This window comes from Streptomyces sp. NBC_01481 (genome assembly GCF_026339995.1).
Taxonomy (GTDB): domain Bacteria; phylum Actinomycetota; class Actinomycetes; order Streptomycetales; family Streptomycetaceae; genus Streptomyces.
In genome coordinates, this window is the sequence record NZ_JAPEPT010000001.1 from 2,068,651 (window position 1) to 2,087,660 (window position 19,010).

General features: G+C 69.3%; 19 protein-coding genes and 1 pseudogene. 17 read left to right on the forward strand and 3 right to left on the reverse strand.

Annotation, left to right across the window (positions count from 1 at the left end; genetic code table 11):
- Positions 1-40 precede the first annotated feature (40 nt).
- From OOK40_RS09545 to prcA, 4 genes are read left to right on the forward strand one after another with little or no spacing between them, the layout of a single operon-like run.
- A complete protein-coding gene (locus tag OOK40_RS09545; protein ID WP_016325855.1) occupies positions 41-259 on the forward strand; it encodes a ubiquitin-like protein Pup in 219 nt (72 codons plus the stop codon).
- An 8-nt stretch (positions 260-267) separates the two neighbouring features.
- Positions 268-864 carry an endonuclease VII domain-containing protein gene (locus OOK40_RS09550; protein WP_266478294.1) on the forward strand — a complete coding sequence of 199 codons (597 nt, stop codon included), beginning with the start codon at positions 268-270 and terminating at the stop codon, positions 862-864.
- Complete coding sequence (gene prcB / locus OOK40_RS09555; RefSeq protein ID WP_266478296.1) at positions 816-1,661, forward strand: proteasome subunit beta; 846 nt, start codon at positions 816-818, stop codon at positions 1,659-1,661. The genes OOK40_RS09550 and prcB overlap by 49 nt, the downstream gene beginning before the upstream one ends.
- A gap of 50 nt (positions 1,662-1,711) precedes the next feature.
- Entirely contained in the window at positions 1,712-2,485 is a 774-nt protein-coding gene (prcA, locus tag OOK40_RS09560) for a proteasome subunit alpha (RefSeq protein WP_266478298.1), read from the forward strand.
- 88 nt (positions 2,486-2,573) lie between these two features.
- Here prcA and OOK40_RS09565 read toward each other — a convergent pair whose 3' ends face one another.
- Both OOK40_RS09565 and OOK40_RS09570 read right to left on the reverse strand, forming a co-directional pair.
- On the reverse strand, positions 2,574-3,629 hold the full coding sequence (locus tag OOK40_RS09565; RefSeq protein WP_266478300.1) for a hypothetical protein: 1,056 nt from the start codon (positions 3,627-3,629) through the stop codon (positions 2,574-2,576).
- 91 nt (positions 3,630-3,720) lie between these two features.
- Entirely contained in the window at positions 3,721-4,752 is a 1,032-nt protein-coding gene (locus OOK40_RS09570) for a LacI family DNA-binding transcriptional regulator (RefSeq protein WP_266478302.1), read from the reverse strand.
- A gap of 140 nt (positions 4,753-4,892) precedes the next feature.
- Here OOK40_RS09570 and OOK40_RS09575 point away from each other — a divergent pair, with 140 nt between their 5' ends.
- The 11 genes from OOK40_RS09575 (at position 4,893) to OOK40_RS09625 (ending at position 16,205) form a co-directional block, all read left to right on the forward strand.
- Positions 4,893-6,173 carry an MFS transporter gene (locus OOK40_RS09575; RefSeq protein ID WP_266478303.1) on the forward strand — a complete coding sequence of 427 codons (1,281 nt, stop codon included), beginning with the start codon at positions 4,893-4,895 and terminating at the stop codon, positions 6,171-6,173.
- Positions 6,174-6,182: 9 nt separating this feature from the next.
- Entirely contained in the window at positions 6,183-7,544 is a 1,362-nt protein-coding gene (gene pafA, locus OOK40_RS09580) for a Pup--protein ligase (RefSeq protein ID WP_266478305.1), read from the forward strand.
- 165 nt (positions 7,545-7,709) lie between these two features.
- A complete protein-coding gene (locus OOK40_RS09585; RefSeq protein WP_266478307.1) occupies positions 7,710-8,648 on the forward strand; it encodes an FKBP-type peptidyl-prolyl cis-trans isomerase in 939 nt (312 codons plus the stop codon).
- A gap of 57 nt (positions 8,649-8,705) precedes the next feature.
- Positions 8,706-9,080: an FKBP-type peptidyl-prolyl cis-trans isomerase gene (locus OOK40_RS09590; protein ID WP_266478309.1), complete on the forward strand. Its 375-nt coding sequence runs from the start codon at positions 8,706-8,708 to the stop codon at positions 9,078-9,080.
- A 112-nt stretch (positions 9,081-9,192) separates the two neighbouring features.
- Entirely contained in the window at positions 9,193-10,149 is a 957-nt protein-coding gene (locus tag OOK40_RS09595; protein WP_266478311.1) for a YafY family protein, read from the forward strand.
- A 17-nt stretch (positions 10,150-10,166) separates the two neighbouring features.
- On the forward strand, positions 10,167-11,123 hold the full coding sequence (locus tag OOK40_RS09600) for a YafY family protein (RefSeq protein WP_266478312.1): 957 nt from the start codon (positions 10,167-10,169) through the stop codon (positions 11,121-11,123).
- Positions 11,124-11,160: 37 nt separating this feature from the next.
- Complete coding sequence (locus OOK40_RS09605; protein ID WP_266478314.1) at positions 11,161-11,415, forward strand: hypothetical protein; 255 nt, start codon at positions 11,161-11,163, stop codon at positions 11,413-11,415.
- A 19-nt stretch (positions 11,416-11,434) separates the two neighbouring features.
- On the forward strand, positions 11,435-11,632 hold the full coding sequence (locus OOK40_RS09610; protein WP_266478315.1) for a hypothetical protein: 198 nt from the start codon (positions 11,435-11,437) through the stop codon (positions 11,630-11,632).
- 228 nt (positions 11,633-11,860) lie between these two features.
- A complete protein-coding gene (tatA, locus tag OOK40_RS09615) occupies positions 11,861-12,154 on the forward strand; it encodes a Sec-independent protein translocase subunit TatA (protein ID WP_266478316.1) in 294 nt (97 codons plus the stop codon).
- 98 nt (positions 12,155-12,252) lie between these two features.
- Positions 12,253-13,143 carry a twin-arginine translocase subunit TatC gene (tatC, locus tag OOK40_RS09620; RefSeq protein WP_266479072.1) on the forward strand — a complete coding sequence of 297 codons (891 nt, stop codon included), beginning with the start codon at positions 12,253-12,255 and terminating at the stop codon, positions 13,141-13,143.
- Positions 13,144-13,376: 233 nt separating this feature from the next.
- The gene (locus OOK40_RS09625; RefSeq protein ID WP_266479076.1) at positions 13,377-16,205 is read left to right on the forward strand and encodes an RNA helicase; all 2,829 of its coding nucleotides are present in this window, start codon (positions 13,377-13,379) and stop codon (positions 16,203-16,205) included.
- A gap of 95 nt (positions 16,206-16,300) precedes the next feature.
- Here the strand turns inward: OOK40_RS09625 and OOK40_RS09630 are convergent, their stop codons facing one another.
- The gene (locus tag OOK40_RS09630) at positions 16,301-16,699 is read right to left on the reverse strand and encodes a nuclear transport factor 2 family protein (RefSeq protein WP_266478317.1); all 399 of its coding nucleotides are present in this window, start codon (positions 16,697-16,699) and stop codon (positions 16,301-16,303) included.
- Between the two features lie 196 nt (positions 16,700-16,895).
- Between OOK40_RS09630 and OOK40_RS09635 the strand changes: the two are divergent.
- Together OOK40_RS09635 and OOK40_RS09640 are read left to right on the forward strand one after the other, a co-directional pair.
- A pseudogene (locus tag OOK40_RS09635) lies at positions 16,896-17,551 on the forward strand (TetR/AcrR family transcriptional regulator).
- Between the two features lie 231 nt (positions 17,552-17,782).
- Positions 17,783-19,009 carry a class I SAM-dependent methyltransferase gene (locus tag OOK40_RS09640; RefSeq protein WP_266479079.1) on the forward strand — a complete coding sequence of 409 codons (1,227 nt, stop codon included), beginning with the start codon at positions 17,783-17,785 and terminating at the stop codon, positions 19,007-19,009.
- Position 19,010 lies beyond the last annotated feature (1 nt).

A 19,010-nucleotide genomic window follows, 5' to 3' on the forward strand; every position in this document is an offset into this window, starting at 1 on the left:
AACGAACTCACGTCAGGGCAAACCGAGCGGGGTGAGGGATATGGCGACCAAGGACACCGGCGGCGGACAGCAGAAGGCGACGCGTTCCACTGAGGAGGTCGAGGAGCAGGCGCAGGACGCGCAGGCTTCGGAGGACCTCAAGGAGCGCCAGGAGAAGCTGTCGGACGACGTCGACTCCGTGCTGGACGAGATCGATGACGTACTCGAGGAAAATGCGGAAGACTTCGTTCGAAGCTTCGTTCAAAAAGGTGGACAGTAGTCACACAAATGAACGAGGGGGCGAAGCGATGCACGGGGTGTGAGCGGACGCTACCGCTCGCTTCGTTTGCTGCGGACCGAAATCGACGCGACGGTCTCCAAGTGCGGTGCCGGGAGTGCGTGGCGGAATATGGGGCCGCGTACTACCGGCGTCGCAGGGAAGCCACGGGCAAGACCGTGCGCGACAAGGTAGAAGTGCCGCCGGGTCACAAGCTGTGCCGCACATGCGGTGAGATCAAGCCTCACAGCGAGTGGCATCGCAATGCGACCGCTTCGGGCCTGTCGACGCGCTGCAAGGCGTGCAGGGCCGTCCAAGGGCGGGCCGGACACCTCAAACGGCAGTACGGCATCACGGAGGTTGAGCGCGACGACATGATCTCGTCCCAGATGGGGATCTGCTCGATCTGCCTGACTGCTCCCGCAGTGCATGTGGATCACTGCCACGAGACGGGTAAGGTCCGTGGCGTACTGTGCTTCAACTGCAATTCGGCCATCGGCAAGTTGGGAGATGATCCCGACACTGTTCGTCGAGCTGCGGCCTATTTGGAAGGAAACTCGTGGAAGCCAACACTCGTGGCGCCGGGCGTCTACCAACTGCCTTCCTGACGCCCGGCTCGTCCTCATTCATGGACTTCCTCGGTCAGCACTCCCCGGAGATGCTGCCCGGAAGGCGGGTCCTGCCGCCCGTGCAGGGCGCCATCCAGGCACCGCACGGCACGACCATCGTCGCGACGACGTTCCCCGGCGGTGTGGTGCTCGCCGGTGACCGGCGGGCGACCATGGGCAACATGATCGCCCAGCGCGACATCGAGAAGGTCTTCCCGGCAGACGAGTACTCGGCCGTGGGCATTGCCGGCACCGCCGGCCTCGCGGTGGAGATGGTCAAGCTGTTCCAGCTGGAGCTGGAGCACTTCGAAAAGGTGGAAGGCGCCCAACTCTCCCTGGAGGGTAAGGCGAACCGGCTCTCCACCATGATCCGCAGCAACCTCGGCATGGCCATGCAGGGCCTGGCCGTGGTGCCTCTCTTCGCCGGATACGACGTCGACCGCGAGAAGGGCCGCATCTTCTCCTACGACGTCACGGGCGGCCGCTCCGAGGAGCACGGGTTCGCGGCCACCGGCTCCGGCTCGATCTTCGCCCGCGGGGCCATGAAGAAGCTCTACCGCGAGGACCTGACGGAGCAGCAGGCCACCACCCTGGTCATCCAGGCGCTGTACGACGCGGCCGACGACGACTCGGCGACCGGCGGACCCGATGTGGCCCGGCGGATCTATCCGATCGTCACGGTCATCACCGACGAGGGCTTCCGCAAGCTCACCGAGGCCGAGTCCTCCGAGATCGCCCGCTCGATCCTGGAGCGCCGCCTCGAACAGCCCGACGGCCCCCGCGCCGCGCTGCTCTGATGACCCCCTCTTCTGAACACATGCCACTGACAGAAAGGGACGGATAGCCGGTGTCGACGCCGTTCTACGTCTCACCCCAGCAGGCCATGGCCGACCGGGCGGAATACGCCCGCAAGGGCATCGCCCGTGGTCGCAGCCTCGTTGTGCTGCAGTACACCGACGGCATCGTGTTCGTCGGCGAGAACCCGTCCCGTGCGCTGCACAAATTCAGTGAGATCTACGACCGGATCGGCTTCGCCGCCGCCGGTAAGTACAACGAGTACGAGAACCTGCGGATCGGCGGCGTGCGCTATGCCGATCTGCGCGGATACACCTACGACCGTGACGATGTGACGGCCCGTGGGCTCGCCAATGTCTATGCCCAGACGCTGGGCACCATCTTCTCCAGTGCGGCCGAGAAGCCGTACGAGGTGGAGCTGGTCGTCGCCGAGGTCGGCGCGACTGCCGAGGGCGACCAGATCTACCGACTGCCGCACGACGGATCGATCGTGGACGAGCACGGCTCGGTCGCGGTCGGCGGCAATGCCGAACAGATCAGCACCTATCTCGATCAGCGGCACCGCGACGGGATGTCGCTGGCGGAGGCGCTGAAACTGGCCGTACAGGCCCTGTCCAACCAGTCCAACGGCAGCGAGCGGGAGATCCCCGCGGATCGCCTGGAAGTCGCGGTCCTGGACCGGACGCGACCGCAGCAGCGGAAGTTCAAGCGCATCGTCGGTCGGCAGCTGGCCCGGCTGCTGGAGGCGGACGGTGCCGCGTCGACCCCGACGGACGCGCCGTCGGACACGGAGGAGACCGAGGACGGCGGGGAGGGCGGGGAGTAGCCCTGCCGGAGTCTCGGCGACACGCGCGACTGCGCCCCGGACCGCCCGTGCGGGCCGGGGCGCAGCCGTCTGCCCGGCTGCTCTGCACTCAGGGGAGCGCCCAGTGGTGGAGGCGTTCGCGGTCCCGGGTGAGCCAGCTGCCGTCGCCGAGCGGGGTCACATCGCCCCCGACCGCCACCGGGTACCGCAGCCGTCCCAGGGGGCGGAGCGTCGCCGTGTCGCACAGCCAGTGACGGATCGAGACCGGCCGCCCGGGCAGATAGATCCGGCCGGTGACCAGGACATGATCCGCGTCGATCAGGAACGCGCCGGCGACCTCGTCGTTGTCGCGGTCGGCCGCCAGCTCCCCGAGGTCGAAGAGACCGGCCGGGTCGTCGGCGGCCACATCGTGCGAGGCGAGTTCGTCGCGGTCGTCGTTGTGCGCGATGCCCTCCGCGCGTCGCAGGGTGAGGACCCGGCCCTGGTCCGGCAGGAAGTCGATCACCTCGCGCATCGTGGTGCCGCCGCGGATGTGCAGCCCGTCCTTGCGGGGCTCGATCCACCACGTCGACCAGCTGTACCAGGCCGTCCAGCAGGAGAGGGCGAGCAGTGAGCCGTCCGGATGCCACCGCTGTGTCACGTCCGAGGAGACCGCTCCGATGGGGCGCCGGGCGCGGATATCGCCGGTCGCCGCGTCGAGCAGGAGCAGCGTGTCCCGCCCGTAGCGGTGCCGTGGCGGGTTGTCGCAGATCAGTATGGCGGCGCGCTCGTCCCTGGTCGGCGTGGGCACGAGGACGCTGACGAGGGCCCCGTCCGGGCTCACGGCGGGCCTGCCGGGAGGGCGGGGGTCGCGGTGTGCGCCGTGCCAGCGGGCGTGTGACAGCTCCCAGCGGGTGGCTCCGTCGGGACCGAGTGCGCGGATCCTGCTGCCCTCGGCGACGACTACCGCGCCTCCGGGCAGCGGGGCCGCCGCGCAGTACGGCGGGAGGCGCAGGCTCCGGGTGGGCGCGAGGGTGCCCGAGAGGAAGGTGTCCGCGTCGTGTAACTCCAGCCCTTCGTCCGTTCTGACGGAAAGCCGCCCGTCCACAAGCGGTGTCACGGAGCCCGCCGCGGGGGCCGTCCCGATCAGCGTCGCGTCGATCGGGCTCTCCGCCGTACTCATCATGATCGTGATCGTTCCACGACGGACGGCGCGGTCTCAAGGCCGCTGGGTGAGGACCATACGTACGGGTTGGCGCCACCCCGGACGTTCGGGTTCACACCTTCCGGGCGGGGGCTGAGGAGCCGCGTACGACCAGGCGGACCGGGAGGTCGCCCTCCTCGGGGCGGCGGCCCTCGAGAACGGCGAGCAGGGCCGCCATGCCCCGCTCGCCCACGCGTTCCGCGGGCAGGCTGAGCGTGGTGAGCTCGGGCTCCACCGCGGTGGCGAGCGCGAGGTCGTCGAAGCCGGTGACGGACACGTCCTCGGGCACCCGCAGTCCCGCGCGGCGCACGGCCTTGCAGGCTCCGGCGGCAATGATGTCGTCGTCGCAGATGATCGCGGTGGGCCGGGGTTCTGGGGCGGCCAGGGCCCGCTCGGCGGCCTCGCGCGCGCCGTTGACTTCCAGGGGTGCGGAGACGGTCCGCACCACCGCGCCGGGGACGGTGCTCAGCGCCTCGTGGAGTGCCCGGGCCCGTACGTCGAAGGTCCAGGAGCTGATGGCCGACGCGAGATGGACGAAGCGGCGATGTCCGAGGGACAGCAGATGGTCCGTCATCTGCCGCATGCCGTCGGCGATGTCGAGGTTGACGTGAGCGGCCGCGCCGGGATCCGCCGGGTCGCTGTCGAGCATCACGAGCGGGAGATCCGTGCCGCGGATGGCGGTCAGCGCCTCGGCGGCCATCGAGGAGGCGATCACGCCGTCGAGCGCGGCCCGCGCCGAGGCGAAGGGGTCCTTGGCGGGTCCGACGCCCTCGGGGGACGGGTAGAGCACTACGCCGAAGCCGTGCTCGGCGGCGACGGTCGCAGCGCCGGTGTAGACGCGGGCGAAGAACTCATTGGTCAGCGCGGGCACCACGAGCAGCGCGGTCCTGGTCCGCCCGAGCCGCAGATTCCGTGCGGCGAGATTGGGCCGGTAGCCGAGCTCGCGGGCGGCGTCCCGCACCATCCCGGCGGTCCGCTCGGAGACGCGTCCGCGCCACTTCTCACCGAGGACGAGGGAAACCGTGGCCTGCGAAACCCCGGCAACCCTGGCGACATCCCGGCTGGTGGGGCGCACGCCGCCGGGCTGGGTGAACCCGTGTGCCATCGAAGCCGTCCTCAGCCCTCGCCGCTCGCCGTGCCTCCGCGGTGGACCCGCGGACTGCCGTCATGGTACGTATGACGGAACAAGTTATACGTAAAACCCTGGGTCGCACCCGTGGAAAGCCGGGGGAAGAGGAGCAGAACATGGCCGAGGGAACCGCCGGCTACCGGGACATCCTCAAGGTGCCGCACGCCGCGCGGCTGCTCTCCGGCACGCTCGTCGGGCGGCTGCCCAACGCCACCGGTCCCGTGGCGATCGTCCTGTTCACCCGCGCCGAGGGCGGCAGCTACAGCCTCGCCGGCGGGCTCGCCGCCGTGTACGGCATAGCCACCGCGATAGGCCAGCCCCTCCTCGGCCGGGCGGTCGACCTGCACGGGCAGCCCCGCGTCCAGTTCCCCGCCGCCGTCGTCTCGGCCATCGGCATGGTGCTGCTGGCCGCCGTCGGGATCGGCGCGCTGCCGCTCGCGTACGCGGCCGTCGCCGTCGCGGGCGTGTTCACACCACCGCTCGAGGGCGGCCTGCGGGCCCTGTGGCCCAGCGTCCTCGGCCGTGAGGACCGGGTGCACCGGGCCTACGCCATGGACGCCGTCGCCCAGGAAGTGATGTTCACCGTCGGCCCCCTGCTGGTGACGCTGCTCGTATCGCTCTGGTCGGCGGGAGCCGCGCTCCTCGTCATCAATGTCATCGGCGTCCTCGGCGCGCTCTCCGTCGTCCTCTCGGAGCCCTCCCGAGGCTGGCGCTCCGCACCTCGAGAGGCCCACTGGCTGGGCGCCCTGCGCTCGCCCGGGCTCCTCGCGCTCCTCGGGGCCTTCTTCTTCGTCGGCCTCGCGCTCGGCTCGATCACCGTGGCCGCAATCGCGTACGCGGACGACCACGGTCAGGAGTCGGTGTACGGCTGGCTGATGGCGGCACTGGGCCTCGGCGCCCTCATCGGCGGCACGGCCTACGGCGCGCGGCAGTGGGCCGGAGCCCCCGAGCGCCGGCTGCGTGCCATCGTCGCCCTGCTCGCCCTCGGCTATCTGCCGCTCGCGCTCACGCCCGGTGTCGTCGCCATGACGGCGCTGGCCGCGGTCTCGGGCGTCTTCCTCGCACCCGCGATCGCCTGCGCCTTCATCGTCGTGGACCGGCATGCCCCGCGCGGCACGGTCACCGAGTCCTTCTCCTGGCTCGTCACCACCTTCGGCGTCGGCGCGGCGCTCGGAACGGCCGTCGCGGGCCCGGCCGTCGAGCTCGGCGGAACCTCCTGGAGCTTTGCCGTCGCGGGAGCCGGGGGCATTGCCGCACTCCTGGTTCTGATGACCACTCAGCGGGTCCTGGCAGTTCCCGCCCGCAGCAAGGACATCGCGGTCGCAATCCCGGGCTCATCGGAAAATGATCGAAACGGTGCTGCCGAACCCGGTTTCAGCTCAGGCCGTGAGGCGTAATGTTCAGACATGGACCGCCGCATTTTCGGGCTGGAGAACGAGTACGGCGTCACGTGCACGTTCAGGGGACAGCGCCGACTGTCACCTGACGAAGTGGCGCGCTACCTCTTCCGCCGTGTTGTCTCATGGGGCCGCAGCAGCAATGTCTTCCTGCGGAACGGCGCCCGCCTCTACCTCGACGTGGGTTCGCATCCGGAATATGCAACTCCCGAATGCGACAACGTGACCGAGCTGGTCACCCACGACAAGGCCGGCGAGCGCATTCTCGAAGGCCTGCTCGTCGACGCCGAACGCCGCCTGCACGAGGAGGGAATCGCGGGCGACGTCTATCTCTTCAAGAACAACACCGACTCGGCGGGAAACTCCTACGGCTGCCACGAGAACTATCTCGTCGCCCGCCACGGAGAGTTCTCCCGGCTCGCGGACATCCTCATCCCGTTCCTGGTGACCCGTCAGCTGCTGTGCGGCGCGGGCAAGGTGCTGCAGACCCCGCGCGGCGCGGTCTACTGCGTCAGCCAGCGCGCCGAGCACATCTGGGAGGGCGTCAGCTCCGCCACCACCCGCTCGCGCCCGATCATCAACACCCGCGACGAGCCGCACGCCGACGCCGAGCGCTACCGCCGCCTGCATGTCATCGTCGGCGACTCGAACATGTCCGAGACGACCATGCTGCTGAAGGTCGGAGCGACCGATCTCGTCCTGCGCATGATCGAGGCGGGCACCGTGATGCGCGACCTGACCCTGGAGAACCCGATCCGGGCGATCCGCGAGGTCAGCCACGACATCACGGGCCAGCGCAAGGTGCGCCTGGCCAGCGGCCGTGAGGCCTCCGCCCTGGAGGTCCAGCGCGAGTACTTCGAGAAGGCCGTGGACTTCGTCGAGCGGCGTGGGATCCGCACCGGCATCGTCGAGCAGGTCCTGGAGCTCTGGGGCCGCACGCTGGACGCGATCGAGGCAGAGGACCTCGACCGGATCGGCACCGAGATCGACTGGGTCATGAAGTACAAGCTCATCGAGCGCTACCGCGCCAAGCACAACATGACCATGTCGCATCCGCGAGTCGCCCAGATAGACCTCGCCTACCACGACATCCACCGCCGCCGGGGCCTCTACTACCTGCTGGAACGCAAGGGCCAGGCCGCTCGCATCTGCAACGACCTGAAGATCTTCGAGGGCAAGTCGGTGCCCCCGCAGACCACCAGGGCGCGGCTGCGCGGCGACTTCATCCGCCGGGCGCAGGAGCAGCGGCGGGACTTCACCGTCGACTGGGTGCACCTCAAGCTCAACGACCAGGCGCAGCGCACCGTGTTGTGCAAGGACCCGTTCCGGTCGGTCGACGACCGGGTGGAGAAACTGATCGCAGGGATGTAATGACACGTTGAGTGGAACGCCACTCGGGCCCCGTACGTTCTCGTACGGGGCCCGTTGCACGCCCGTAGCGGGTGCTCGGCCGATCCTGCCGGGCTCCGACAGGATCGGCCGAGCACCCCCTAGAGTGTCCGGGACCTACTGTGCCGTCTGAGATCTGAGGAACACGTGCGCCGACTAGCCGGCCTTCTCGTCATCCCCTTGCTGCTGCTGTCGGCAGTGGCGTGCGGCAGCGACGACAAGGACTCCGACTCCACCTCGTCCAGCGGGCTGCCCGCCATCACCGCAGGCGCCAAGTTCGGCGAGAAGCCGACCCTGGCCAAGGGTGAGGGTGATCCGCCCAAGGACCTGAAGGTCGTCGTGATCAGCGAGGGCAAGGGCGCGAAGCTGAAGAAGGGCGACCAGGCCCAGGTCAATTACCTCGGCCAGATGTGGGACTCCGACAAGCCTTTCGACAACAGCTTCGACCGGGGCCAGCCCTTCGATGTGACGATCGGCGGCGGCGGTGTCATCGAGGGCTGGCAGAAGGCTCTCGACGGCCAGAAGGTTGGCAGCCGTCTCGAGGTGTCGATCCCGCCGGCGCTCGGCTACGGCAAGCAGGGGCAGGGCGACATCAAGCCCAACGCCACGCTCGTGTTCGTCATGGACATCGTCAAGGCCACCGTCATTCCCGTCTCCGCCAAGGGCACCGAGGTCGCGCAGGACAACATCGATCTGCCGAAGGTGGGCACCAACACCGACGGCAAGGCTCCCTCGGTGACCTTCCCCAAGAAGGCCGACCCGCCGAAGAAGCTCGTCTCGAACTACGTGATCGAGGGCACGGGCCCGGTGCTCACGGCGAAGGACACCATCGTCGTGAAGTACGAGGCCTACCTCTGGGCCGGCGGCAAGAAGTTCGACAGCACCTACGCCGCGGGCAAGACCCAGACCTTCCCGCTGGCGCAGGTCACGCTCAAGGGCCTCAAGGACGGCATCATCGGCAAGAAGGTCGGCAGCCGTGTGCTGCTGGTCATCCCGCCGGACCAGGCCTTCGGCGCCAAGGAGCAGCAGGGCATCCCGAAGAACTCGACGCTCGTCTTCGCCATGGACCTTCTGACGAAGCCGTAAGGGCAAAGATGTAAGACTGTCCTGGTTGCCCCGTTCATCATTAAGAGGAGCAGTTCAGTGAGCATCGAGAAGCCCGAGATCGACTTCCCGGGTGGCGAGCCGCCGGCCGACCTGGAGATCAAGGACATCTGGGAGGGCGACGGCCCGGTGGCCAAGGCGGGCGACACCGTCTCCGTCCACTACGTGGGCGTGGCCTTCTCCACCGGCGAGGAGTTCGACGCTTCCTGGAACCGCGGCACCCCGCTGCAGTTCCAGCTCGGTGTCGGCCAGGTCATCTCCGGCTGGGACCAGGGCGTGCAGGGCATGAAGGTCGGCGGCCGCCGCCAGCTGATCATCCCGGCGCACCTCGCGTACGGGGACCGCGGCGCCGGTGGCGGCGCCATCGCCCCGGGCGAGACGCTGATCTTCGTCTGCGATCTGGTCGCCGTCTGATCACGTACGGACAGTAAGAGGGCCCATGCCGGTCGGCATGGGCCCTCGGCTTTGCCGCGACACCCCGGGGCGGTACGGTCGACGATCAGAAGCACTGTGAGGAAGGGCGTCGATGGCCATTGCCAAGGCCGAGCGGCTGATGAATCTGGCGCTGTGTCTGCTGGGCACCCGCCGCCCGCTCAGCAAGCGCGAACTGCGCGGGTCCATCGAGGCCTACCTGGAGGCCGGTTCCGACGACTCCTTCAACCGGATGTTCGAGCGCGACAAGGACGACTTGCGCGAACTCGGCCTGGTCATCGCGACGGTGGAGAACCTCGACGGTGAGACCGGCTATCTCGCACGCCGCGACTCCAACCGGCTGCCCGCCATCACACTCGACGGCGAAGAGGCGGCCGCACTCGGCCTCGCGGCCAAGGTCTGGCAGCAGGCGCGCCTCGCCGGAGCCGCAAGCGGCGCTCTGCAGAAGCTGCGTGCGGCCGGTATGCCGGAGGCAGAGGACTCCTACGAGGCGCACCACAGCGCCCTCGAACCCCGAATTCCCGTCCACGAGGCGGCCTTTGAGCCGCTGATGCTCGCCTGTCGCGACCGCCGCCCCGTCGTCTTCGACTACCGCAAGGCAAACGCCGCGCGCCCCGGGCAGCGCCATGTCGAACCATGGACCCTCGAATGCTGGCGCGGGCACTGGTATCTGGCGGGCTGGGACCGCGACCGCGGCGCCGAACGGGTCTTCCGGCTTTCGCGTATCACCGGTCGGGTCCGCTCGCGCGCCGGCTCGTTCACCGCGCCCGTGCCCGATGTCGTCACCGTCCGGGAGACCGTCGAGACCTGGGCCGGGGAGACCGCCACCCGTTCCGCGCGGATCCGGCTGCGCACCGGCTGCGGCTACCCGCTGCGCTCCAGGGCCCAGTCCATACGGGAACTGGGGGAGGGCTGGGACGAGTTGGAGATTCCGTACGGACACGGGCTCGACGCCTGGCTCGTGGAGTTCGGCCCGGACGTCGTCGTACTGGAGCCCGCGGATCTGCGGGCCGATGTGGTCGAGCGGCTGCGCGCCGTGGCCAAGGGCTGAGGGGGACTCGGACAACCATGGCCGCCAATGCCATCGACCAGACCCGGCGGATGCTCTCGCTGGTGACCTATCTGCGCGAGCGCCCCGGCGCGCGCGTCGGTGATGTCGCCCGCGCCTTCGGCATCACCGAGGACGAGCTGATCTCCGACCTCGACGTCCTGCCGATGTGCGGGACGAGCTTCCGGGGTGGCGATCTGCTCGACATCGACACAGACGGTGACCGCATCTGGTGGCACAACCCCGACGATGTCGCCGAGCCGCTGCGGCTCGCGGCCGACGAGGCGACGGCGCTGCTGGTCGCCGCGCGCGCCGTGGCCACGCTGCCGGGCCTGCGCGAGAGCGACCGGCAGGCGCTGCTGCGCGCCACCGCGAAGCTGGAGACGGCCGCGGGCGAGGTGGCCGGGGCCAGCTCCCGGCTGTCGGTCACCTTCGAGTCCGAGGGCGGCGTCTTCGCCGAGGTCGACCGGGCGATCTCGGAACGGCGCCGGCTGTGGCTCAAGTACTACTCGCCCGCGCGCGACGAACTCACCGAGCGCGAGGTCGACCCGATCAGGCTCTTCGCGGTGGGACACACGTATATGGAGGCCTGGTGCCGTCTCTCCGAGGCGCGCCGGACCTTCCGTCTCGACCGGGTGGCGGAGATCAGGCTGCTCGACGCCCCCGCGGCGCCGCCCGAGATCGAACTGCGTGATCTTTCGGAGGGGCTGGTCCAGCCGTCGGCCGACGATCCCGAGGTCGTGGTCGAGGTCGGCCCCGGCGGGCGCTGGGTCGCGGAGTACTACCCGCACGACAGCGCGGAGGAGCTGCCCGACGGGGGGCTGCGCATCACGCTGCGTACGCCTGCTCCCGCCTCGCTGCGACGGCTCGCCCTGCGGCTGGGACAGGACGGGCGGATCGTCTCGCCGCAGGACCTGGCGGACAGCGCCCGGCTCGCGGCGCGCGAAGCGCTCGAGGCCTATGACGGTGAGGAATGAGGCCTATGACAGTCAGGAATAAGGAGATCTGCGCCGGATGTCTCTGATGTCTTCCATCCCTGCCCAGGTGGGCCCGGTTCTCTTCAAGGCGGCGTGCCCCGAGTGCCGGGCCGGCTTGGAGTTGTCGGCGGGGGCGCTGCGACTGGCCATCGGCGCCAGCCGTCGCACCACCTTCTACTCCTTCACCTGTCCCGAGTGCGAGACCGCCGTCCGCAAGCCGGCCGGTGAGCGCATCATCGAACTCCTCACCGGGGGTGGAGTGCGGACGCTGCGCCTGCACTCCACCGTCTAGAACGGTCTAGGCTCTGCGCATGTTCTGGCCCATGCTCGCCATCGCCCTCGGTTTCCTCGGGATCGCCGTGCTCGGCATCCTCGGTATCCGGGTCTTCGTCGAGGCCCAGCGCCTGGGCCGTGAGGTGGCACGCACCACCGAGCGGATCAACCGGGCGGCGGAGGATCTGGAGCACGCGGCGACCGATCTGGCCCGTACCGGCGAGGCCCTGCGCTAGAAGAACTGCTGGCACGGGTGCACCCTGCTGCCGGGGTGACGCGGGCGGTAGGCTGGTAGATGGCGGCAACAGGCAATGAGGCGCCGGCCGCAAACGGGAGTATGCAGAGGGATTGCCCTGCGTTTACCCGTGAGAGTTACGATCGCAGCCAGTCGCGGCTCGGACACCAGTCCAGCGCGATCAGCAGCTCAGCCCCATGCCGCCTCGGTGAGAAGGTAGACACCAGTTATGTTCCGACAGATCGGCCCCACCGAGATCATTCTCATCCTCGTCGTCGTGGTCTTGCTCTTCGGAGCCAAGAAGCTTCCCGAGATGGCCCGCTCGCTGGGCAAGTCGGCCCGGATCCTCAAGAGCGAGGCCAAGGCCATGAAGTCCGAGGGTCAGCCGGCTGCCACTCCTGCCGACCCGCCGCAGGACCCGGCCCAGGGTCAGGCCGCTCCTCGGACGATCCAGGCGTCCCCCGGCGATGTGACGAGCGCTCGCCCGGTGGCCGAGCCGACCGACACCACCCCCCAGCGCTGACCCCAAGGCCGCCCGCAGCGGCCTGCCGCACGAGATGAGGACGTGGGTTGCTCAAGCCTGCCCGCTCTAAACCGAAGGAGAAGGACCCCGAGGGGCGGATGCCGCTCGCGGACCATCTGCGTGAGCTCCGCAACCGGCTTGCGAAGGCGATGCTTGCGGTCACGATCGCGTCTGTCGCGGCCGCGTTCTACAGCCAGGAGCTGATGCATCTCCTGGCCTCGCCGGTCACCGCCTGTGAAAAGGGCGTGCTCGAGACCGGCGGCAAGTGCGCCACGATCGTGTACACGGACCTGCTGTCCCCGTTCACCACCACGGTGAAGGTGGTCATGATGGCGGGCATCATCGCGTCCTGCCCGGTCTGGTTCTACCAGCTGTGGGCCTTTGTGGCCCCGGGTCTGCACAGGAACGAGAAGAAGTACACGTACTACTTCGCCGCCGCGGCCGTTCCCCTCTTCGCGGCCGGTGCCTATCTCGCCTTCGTGGTCATGCCGGTCAGCATGAAGGTGCTGCTGAGCATCACTCCGGACACTGCGGCGAACTTCCTCGAGGTCGACAAGATCCTGGACTTCGCCGTCCGGATGGTGCTGATCTTCGGCTTCTCCTTCGAGCTGCCGCTGCTGCTGATCATGCTCAACGCGGCCGGCGTCGTCACTGGACGCCGGATGGCCGGCTGGTGGCGGGGCGTGGTCATGGGGATCTTCGTCTTCGGGGCCGTCGCCACGCCGTCGACGGACCCGCTGGGCATGGTCGCGCTGGCAGGGCCGATCATCGTGCTCTACTTCATGGCGGTCGGTTTCTCGATCCTCAACGACAAGCGGCGCGCTCGGAACAACCCCGACGCCGAACTTGACGACGACGAGGCGTCCGACCTCGACCTCACCCCCGGGGACATCGGCGAGATCGAGTCCGTACCGGCCAGCCGCGTCCTGCCCGAGCAGGCGCACGGCAGCCGCTCGGAGCGGCTCAACGGTTACGACGACGTCACCTGAGACGCGGACTGTGCGAGGGGCCGGATGGGAATCCATCCGGCCCTTGTCAGGTCCAAAGGGGAACGTACCTACCCCAAGGCGAGCACCCACCGCGTCCGGACGATCACGCTCCTGGCCGAGGGGGTCACGGGATACTGCGTGCCCGGTGCGGTGCGGGTGCTCTCGCCGGTGCTTGCCCCGGTCAATTAAAGATCGCCTGACTGTCAGTGGTGGCGGGTAGGCTCGTGAGCAAGATGACCGAGGACCTCTCTCCCGCCGAGCGCTACGCCGCCGCCCGCATCCGCGCTGCTGAGGAGGCCACTGCACTGGCCCCCTTCCGCGCGATGTACGAATTCGAGCTGGACCCTTTCCAGATCGAAGCCTGTCAGAGCCTGGAGGCGGGCAAGGGCGTGCTCGTTGCCGCGCCCACCGGTTCCGGCAAGACCATCGTCGGCGAATTCGCCGTCCATCTGGCCCTTCAGCAGGGCCGCAAGTGCTTCTACACCACGCCCATCAAGGCCCTTTCCAACCAGAAGTACACCGACCTGGCCAAGCGCTACGGCCCGGAGAAGGTCGGCCTGCTCACCGGCGACAACAGCGTCAACTCCGAAGCCCCCGTGGTCGTGATGACCACCGAGGTGCTGCGCAACATGCTGTACGCGGGCTCGCAGTCGCTGCTCGGACTCGGCTACGTGGTCATGGACGAGGTGCACTACCTCTCCGACCGCTTCCGCGGGGCCGTGTGGGAGGAAGTGATCATTCACCTCCCCGAGTCGGTGACTCTGGTGTCCCTGTCGGCGACCGTGTCCAATGCCGAGGAGTTCGGCGACTGGCTCGACACCGTCCGCGGCGACACCGACGTCATCGTCTCCGAGGAGCGGCCCGTGCCGCTGTGGCAGCACGTCATGGCCGGCCGCCGGATGTACGACCTCTTCGAGGAGGAGACCGACCACGGCGGCCGCGGCCCCGGCCGGCGCGAGGTCAATCCCGAACTCGCCCGTCTGGCACGGATGGAGAACCAGCGCACGTACAACCCCAAGGACCGCCGCCGCGGAAAGATGGTGCGCGAGGCGGACCGGGAGCGCGAGCGGCGCCAGCGCACCCGGATCTGGACACCGGGACGGCCGGAGGTCATCGAGCGGCTGGATGCGGAAGGGCTGCTGCCCGCGATCACCTTCATCTTCAGCCGCGCCGCCTGCGAGGCCGCCGTACAGCAGTGCATGTACGCGGGACTGCGGCTGAACAATGACGAGGCGCGTGCGAGGGTGCGCGAAATCGTCGAGGAGCGGACCTCCGCCATTCCGTCCGAGGACCTTCATGTCCTTGGCTATTACGAGTGGTTGGAAGGACTTGAGCGGGGCATCGCCGCGCACCACGCGGGCATGCTGCCGACCTTCAAGGAGGTCGTCGAAGAGCTCTTCGTCCGTGGTCTGGTGAAGGCCGTCTTCGCCACCGAGACGCTGGCGCTCGGCATCAACATGCCCGCCCGCTCCGTGGTGTTGGAGAAGCTCGTCAAGTGGAACGGCGAGCAGCACGCCGACATCACCCCCGGTGAGTACACCCAGCTCACCGGACGGGCCGGGCGGCGCGGTATCGACGTCGAGGGCCATGCGGTCGTGCTGTGGCAGCGCGGCATGGATCCCGTCGGTCTCGCCGGGCTCGCGGGCACTCGCACCTACCCCCTGCGCTCCAGCTTCAAGCCCTCGTACAACATGGCCGTCAATCTTGTGCAGCAGTTCGGGCGGCACCGCTCGCGCGAGCTGCTCGAGACGTCGTTCGCGCAGTTCCAGGCGGACAAGTCCGTCGTCGGCATCTCCCGCCAGGTGCAGAAGAACGAAGAGGGACTTGAGGGCTACCGCGAGGGAATGACCTGCCACCTGGGGGACTTCGAGGAGTACGCGCGGATGCGCCGCGACCTGAAGGACCGCGAGACGGAACTGGCCAAGCAGGGCGCGGCCCAGCGTCGGGCGGCTGCTGCCACGTCGCTGGAAAAGCTGAAGCCGGGCGATGTCATTCATGTCCCCACGGGCAAGTTCGCGGGCCTCGCGCTGGTCCTCGACCCGGGTATCCCGGCGGGACGGAGCAACGGCCACCGCGGGTTCGAGCACCACGACGGCCCCCGTCCGCTGGTGCTGACGGCCGAACGGCAGGTCAAGCGGCTGGCGTCGATGGACTTCCCGGTGCCGGTGGAGCCGCTGGAGCGGATGCGGATCCCGAAGTCCTTCAACCCGCGCTCGCCGCAGTCGCGCCGCGACCTGGCCTCCGCGCTGCGGACGAAGGCCGGGCACATCGAGCCCGAGCGGCACCGCAGGAACCGGGCGGCAGCGGCCGACGACCGCGAGATCGCCCGGCTGCGCACGGAGTTGCGGGCGCATCCGTGTCACGGCTGCGACGAGCGCGAGGACCATGCGCGCTGGGCCGAGCGCTACCACCGGCTGCAGCGTGACACCCGCCAGCTGGAGCGCCGGATCGAGGGCCGGACGAACACCATCGCCCGTACCTTCGACCGGATCGTGGCGCTGCTGACCGAGCTGGACTATCTGCGCGCCGACGAGGTCACCGAGCACGGCAAGCGGCTCGCCAGGCTGTACGGGGAGCTGGATCTGCTGGCGAGCGAGTGCCTGCGCGACGGTGTGTGGGAGGGGCTCAGCCCGGCCGAACTGGCCGCGTGCGTCTCGGCGTTGGTGTACGAGGCGCGTCAGTCGGACGACGCGGTCGCACCCAAGGTCCCGGCGGGGAAGGCGAAGGCCGCGCTCGGCGAGATGGTCCACATCTGGGGCCGGCTCGACGCGCTGGAGGAAGAGTTCAAGATCAACCAGGCGGAGGGTGTCGGGCAGCGGGAGCCGGATCTCGGCTTCGCCTGGGCCGCGCACCAGTGGGCCTCGGACCGGACGCTGGACGAGGTGCTGCGCGAGGCGGAGATGCCAGCGGGTGACTTCGTACGGTGGACGAAGCAGGTCATCGACGTGCTCGGGCAGATCGCGGCCGCGGCGCCGCGCGAGGGCAGCACGGTCGCGAAGAACGCGCGCAGGGCGGTCGACGCGCTGCTGCGGGGTGTCGTGGCGTACAGCTCGGTCGGCTGACCAGGACGACGCGCGTCGGCCCCGTGCACCGCCCTTCGGCGGCGAACGGGGCCGTCGCGCGTCTCCGGCGACAAAACGCCGCCGTCGGCGCCCGGTCAGGCCGCCCAGAACGTGTCCTCCTCGTCGATGTCCTCGGTGCACTCGTCAATGTCGGTGATCTTGCCGCCGACGATCGTGAAGAAGAGCCCCTGGCGGATCTCGATACCGCGGTCGCCCCGGTCGGCCCGGGTCAGATGGAGTGACATGGCGTGCCCGCGCCCGTCGGCGAGCACTGCTTCGAGTTCGACCTGCATGGAGCCGTTGGTCTCCTCGCCCAGGCGGCGGTACAACATGAGAACCGCGTCCCGGCCCTTGTGGTGCCCGGAGAAGATGTTGTTCCCGGGCACGTGGTGGACGACGTCCGCCGTCATCAGAGAGCCGAGTGTCTCCATGTCACCCGCTCCGAACGCTGCGTAACCCCGGCGTACCAGGGCACTGTCCGGGTGCTCAGCCATGCGAATCACGCCTTCCGTCCCGATAACTTCCCCTTTGTTCCATGTTCCGCCGGGCGTGGAGGGCTGTCCACGCAGGGGCTGTCAGCTGTCTCTGTACGCCTGTCCTTGCGGGTCCGGGCGATTGCGGGACCGTTAGGGAACGCTCACCGTGATCTTGCGGACGGGGGCGTTCCGGGCGTGTGCGACGATCGGCTTTATGGGCACCACCACGGGACGACGAGTCGGCAGGCCGCGCGCGACGCAGCGGCCGGACAGCGGGATGTCCGCACGTGACGAACTCCTGCTGGCCGCCGCGGAGTTGTTCACGACGCGGGGCTACGCGGCGACGACGACGCGGGCGGTCGCCGAGAGCGCGGGCATGCGGCAGGCGACGATGTACCACTACTTCACCGGGAAGACCTGCTGGCGGAGCTGCTCGAGTCGACGGTCACGCCGTCCCTGACCCTCGCGCGCGCACTGCTGGCGGACGACGGGCGCCCGGCGGAGGACCGCCTGTGGGAGCTGTGCCGCTCCGACGTGGGACTGCTGTGCCGGGGCCCGCACAACCTGGGCGCGCTGTACCTGCTGCCGGAGGTGCAGGGCGAACGATTCCAGCGCTTCCACGGCGTACGGGCGGACCTGAAGGCGGCGTACGGACAGCTGCTGGCGGCGACGGCGGCGGGCTCGGAACTCTCCCGTCTGGAGCGGGCGCTGCGCACGGACCTGGTGTTCGGCCTGATCGAGGGCGTCATCCTGATCCACAGGGGCACACCGGGCCGGGCGGTCTCGGGCCTGGCGGCGGCGATGGCGGACGCGGCCCTGCGCATAGTGGGAGCGTCGCGGTCGGGGGAGCCCGTCATCAGCAGGCCGTAGGCCACGGCCAGTGCGTTGATCGGCAGGGCCCAGGAAGAACAGGGGCTGCCCTTCTCCTCCGTCGCGGTGGTGGCGGGGCCATGTGCCGCGCAGCCGGCGGAGCTGCGTTCGCCGAAAGATCCCGCCGCGGTACCAATCCGCGGCCGCCCCCGCGCCGAATGCCCACTGAGGACGGCGCCACCGTCGCCATGTTCAGTGGAGTCCGGCTCCCCAGGAGGGTGTGAATTGAGCGTGTCCCTGTCCCCGGCATCCTGGTCCCAGGCCCGGCCAACCGCGCCCGTCGCCGCACGCCGTTGGCCCGATGTGGCAAGCCCGCCCCCGTCCTCCCGACTGCGGACGGCCGCGGCCGGACGGCGTGTGCGGCATGCGCTCGGCGCGCTGCCGCTTCGGGTGCGCTTCGGCGGCGGCGACGCGGTCGGCCGAGGCGGCCCCCTCATGGAGGTGCGCGATCCGGCCGCCTTCTTCCGCAGGATCGGCGCCGGCGGCCTCGTCGGCTTGGGTGAGTCCTATATGGCCGGGGAGTGGGAAGCCCGCGATCTCGTCGGTGTGCTGACCGTGCTCGCCGAGCACGATGCCGCCCTCGTTCCCAGGCCGCTCCGGCGGACGCGCGGAGCCCAGCTGGCCGACGGTCGCCCGCGCCCGTACCTCTCCGGCGAACTGCTCGCGCTTTCCCTCGACGAGACGCTGACGTACTCCTCCGCGCTCTTCCGCGGCTTCCCGGCCGAGCAGCATCTCCTGGCGGCGGCGCAGCACCGCAAGGCCGACCGGCTGCTCGACCTCGCCCAGGTAGGCAGCGGCACCCAGCTCCTCGAACTCGGCACCGGATCGGGTGAGTTGGCGATCAGGGCGGCGCAGCGCGGGGCACGGGTCCTGACCGTCGCCCAGTCGTCGGAGCAGCAGGAACTGGCCCAGCGGCGCATCCGTGACGCGGGGTTCGAGAACCGCGTGAGTGTCCTGCTGCGCGACTTCAGCAGGGTGCTCGGCCGTTTTGACGCCATCGTCAGTGTGGAGATGATCGAGGCGGTCGGCGAGGAGTGCTGGGCGCAGTACTTCCTGACGCTCGACCGTGTGCTCGCGCCCGGCGGACGTGTCGCCCTGCAGACGAGCACCATGCCGCACGACCGGCTGCTCGCCTCGCGCGGCACCCGCACCTGGACCCAGAAGTACATCGTTCCCGGCGGGCTGCTGCCGTCGGCCGAGGCGATCGAGCGCTTCGTCACCCGCCGCACCGGGCTGAGCCTGGCCGGACGGGACAGCTTCGGCCCGCACTACGCCGAGACGCTGCGGCTGTGGCGCGAACGCTTCACGCACAACGCCGCGCGTGCCGACGCCCTCGGCTTCGACGAGATCTTCTGCCGGATGTGGATCTTCCATCTCGCCCACAGGGAGGCGGGCTTCCGGTCCGGAACGCTGGATGTGCAGCAACTGCTGTTCACGAAGGAGGAGTTGGCGGATTAGG

Bases quoted from the DNA above. Each gene is read 5' to 3' on its own strand.
- OOK40_RS09630 (WP_266478317.1), bottom strand. From the start codon at position 16,699: ATGGCTGAGCACCCGGACAGTGCCCTGGTACGCCGGGGTTACGCAGCG.
- tatC (WP_266479072.1), top strand. From the start codon at position 12,253: ATGCCGCTCGCGGACCATCTGCGTGAGCTCCGCAACCGGCTTGCGAAG.
- tatA (WP_266478316.1), top strand. From the start codon at position 11,861: ATGTTCCGACAGATCGGCCCCACCGAGATCATTCTCATCCTCGTCGTC.
- OOK40_RS09600 (WP_266478312.1), top strand. From the start codon at position 10,167: ATGGCCGCCAATGCCATCGACCAGACCCGGCGGATGCTCTCGCTGGTG.
- OOK40_RS09575 (WP_266478303.1), top strand. From the start codon at position 4,893: ATGGCCGAGGGAACCGCCGGCTACCGGGACATCCTCAAGGTGCCGCAC.
- OOK40_RS09550 (WP_266478294.1), top strand. From the start codon at position 268: ATGAACGAGGGGGCGAAGCGATGCACGGGGTGTGAGCGGACGCTACCG.
- OOK40_RS09570 (WP_266478302.1), bottom strand. From the start codon at position 4,752: ATGGCACACGGGTTCACCCAGCCCGGCGGCGTGCGCCCCACCAGCCGG.
- OOK40_RS09605 (WP_266478314.1), top strand. From the start codon at position 11,161: ATGTCTCTGATGTCTTCCATCCCTGCCCAGGTGGGCCCGGTTCTCTTC.
- OOK40_RS09595 (WP_266478311.1), top strand. From the start codon at position 9,193: ATGGCCATTGCCAAGGCCGAGCGGCTGATGAATCTGGCGCTGTGTCTG.
- pafA (WP_266478305.1), top strand. From the start codon at position 6,183: ATGGACCGCCGCATTTTCGGGCTGGAGAACGAGTACGGCGTCACGTGC.
- OOK40_RS09610 (WP_266478315.1), top strand. From the start codon at position 11,435: ATGTTCTGGCCCATGCTCGCCATCGCCCTCGGTTTCCTCGGGATCGCC.
- OOK40_RS09565 (WP_266478300.1), bottom strand. From the start codon at position 3,629: ATGATGAGTACGGCGGAGAGCCCGATCGACGCGACGCTGATCGGGACG.
- OOK40_RS09625 (WP_266479076.1), top strand. From the start codon at position 13,377: ATGACCGAGGACCTCTCTCCCGCCGAGCGCTACGCCGCCGCCCGCATC.
- OOK40_RS09545 (WP_016325855.1), top strand. From the start codon at position 41: ATGGCGACCAAGGACACCGGCGGCGGACAGCAGAAGGCGACGCGTTCC.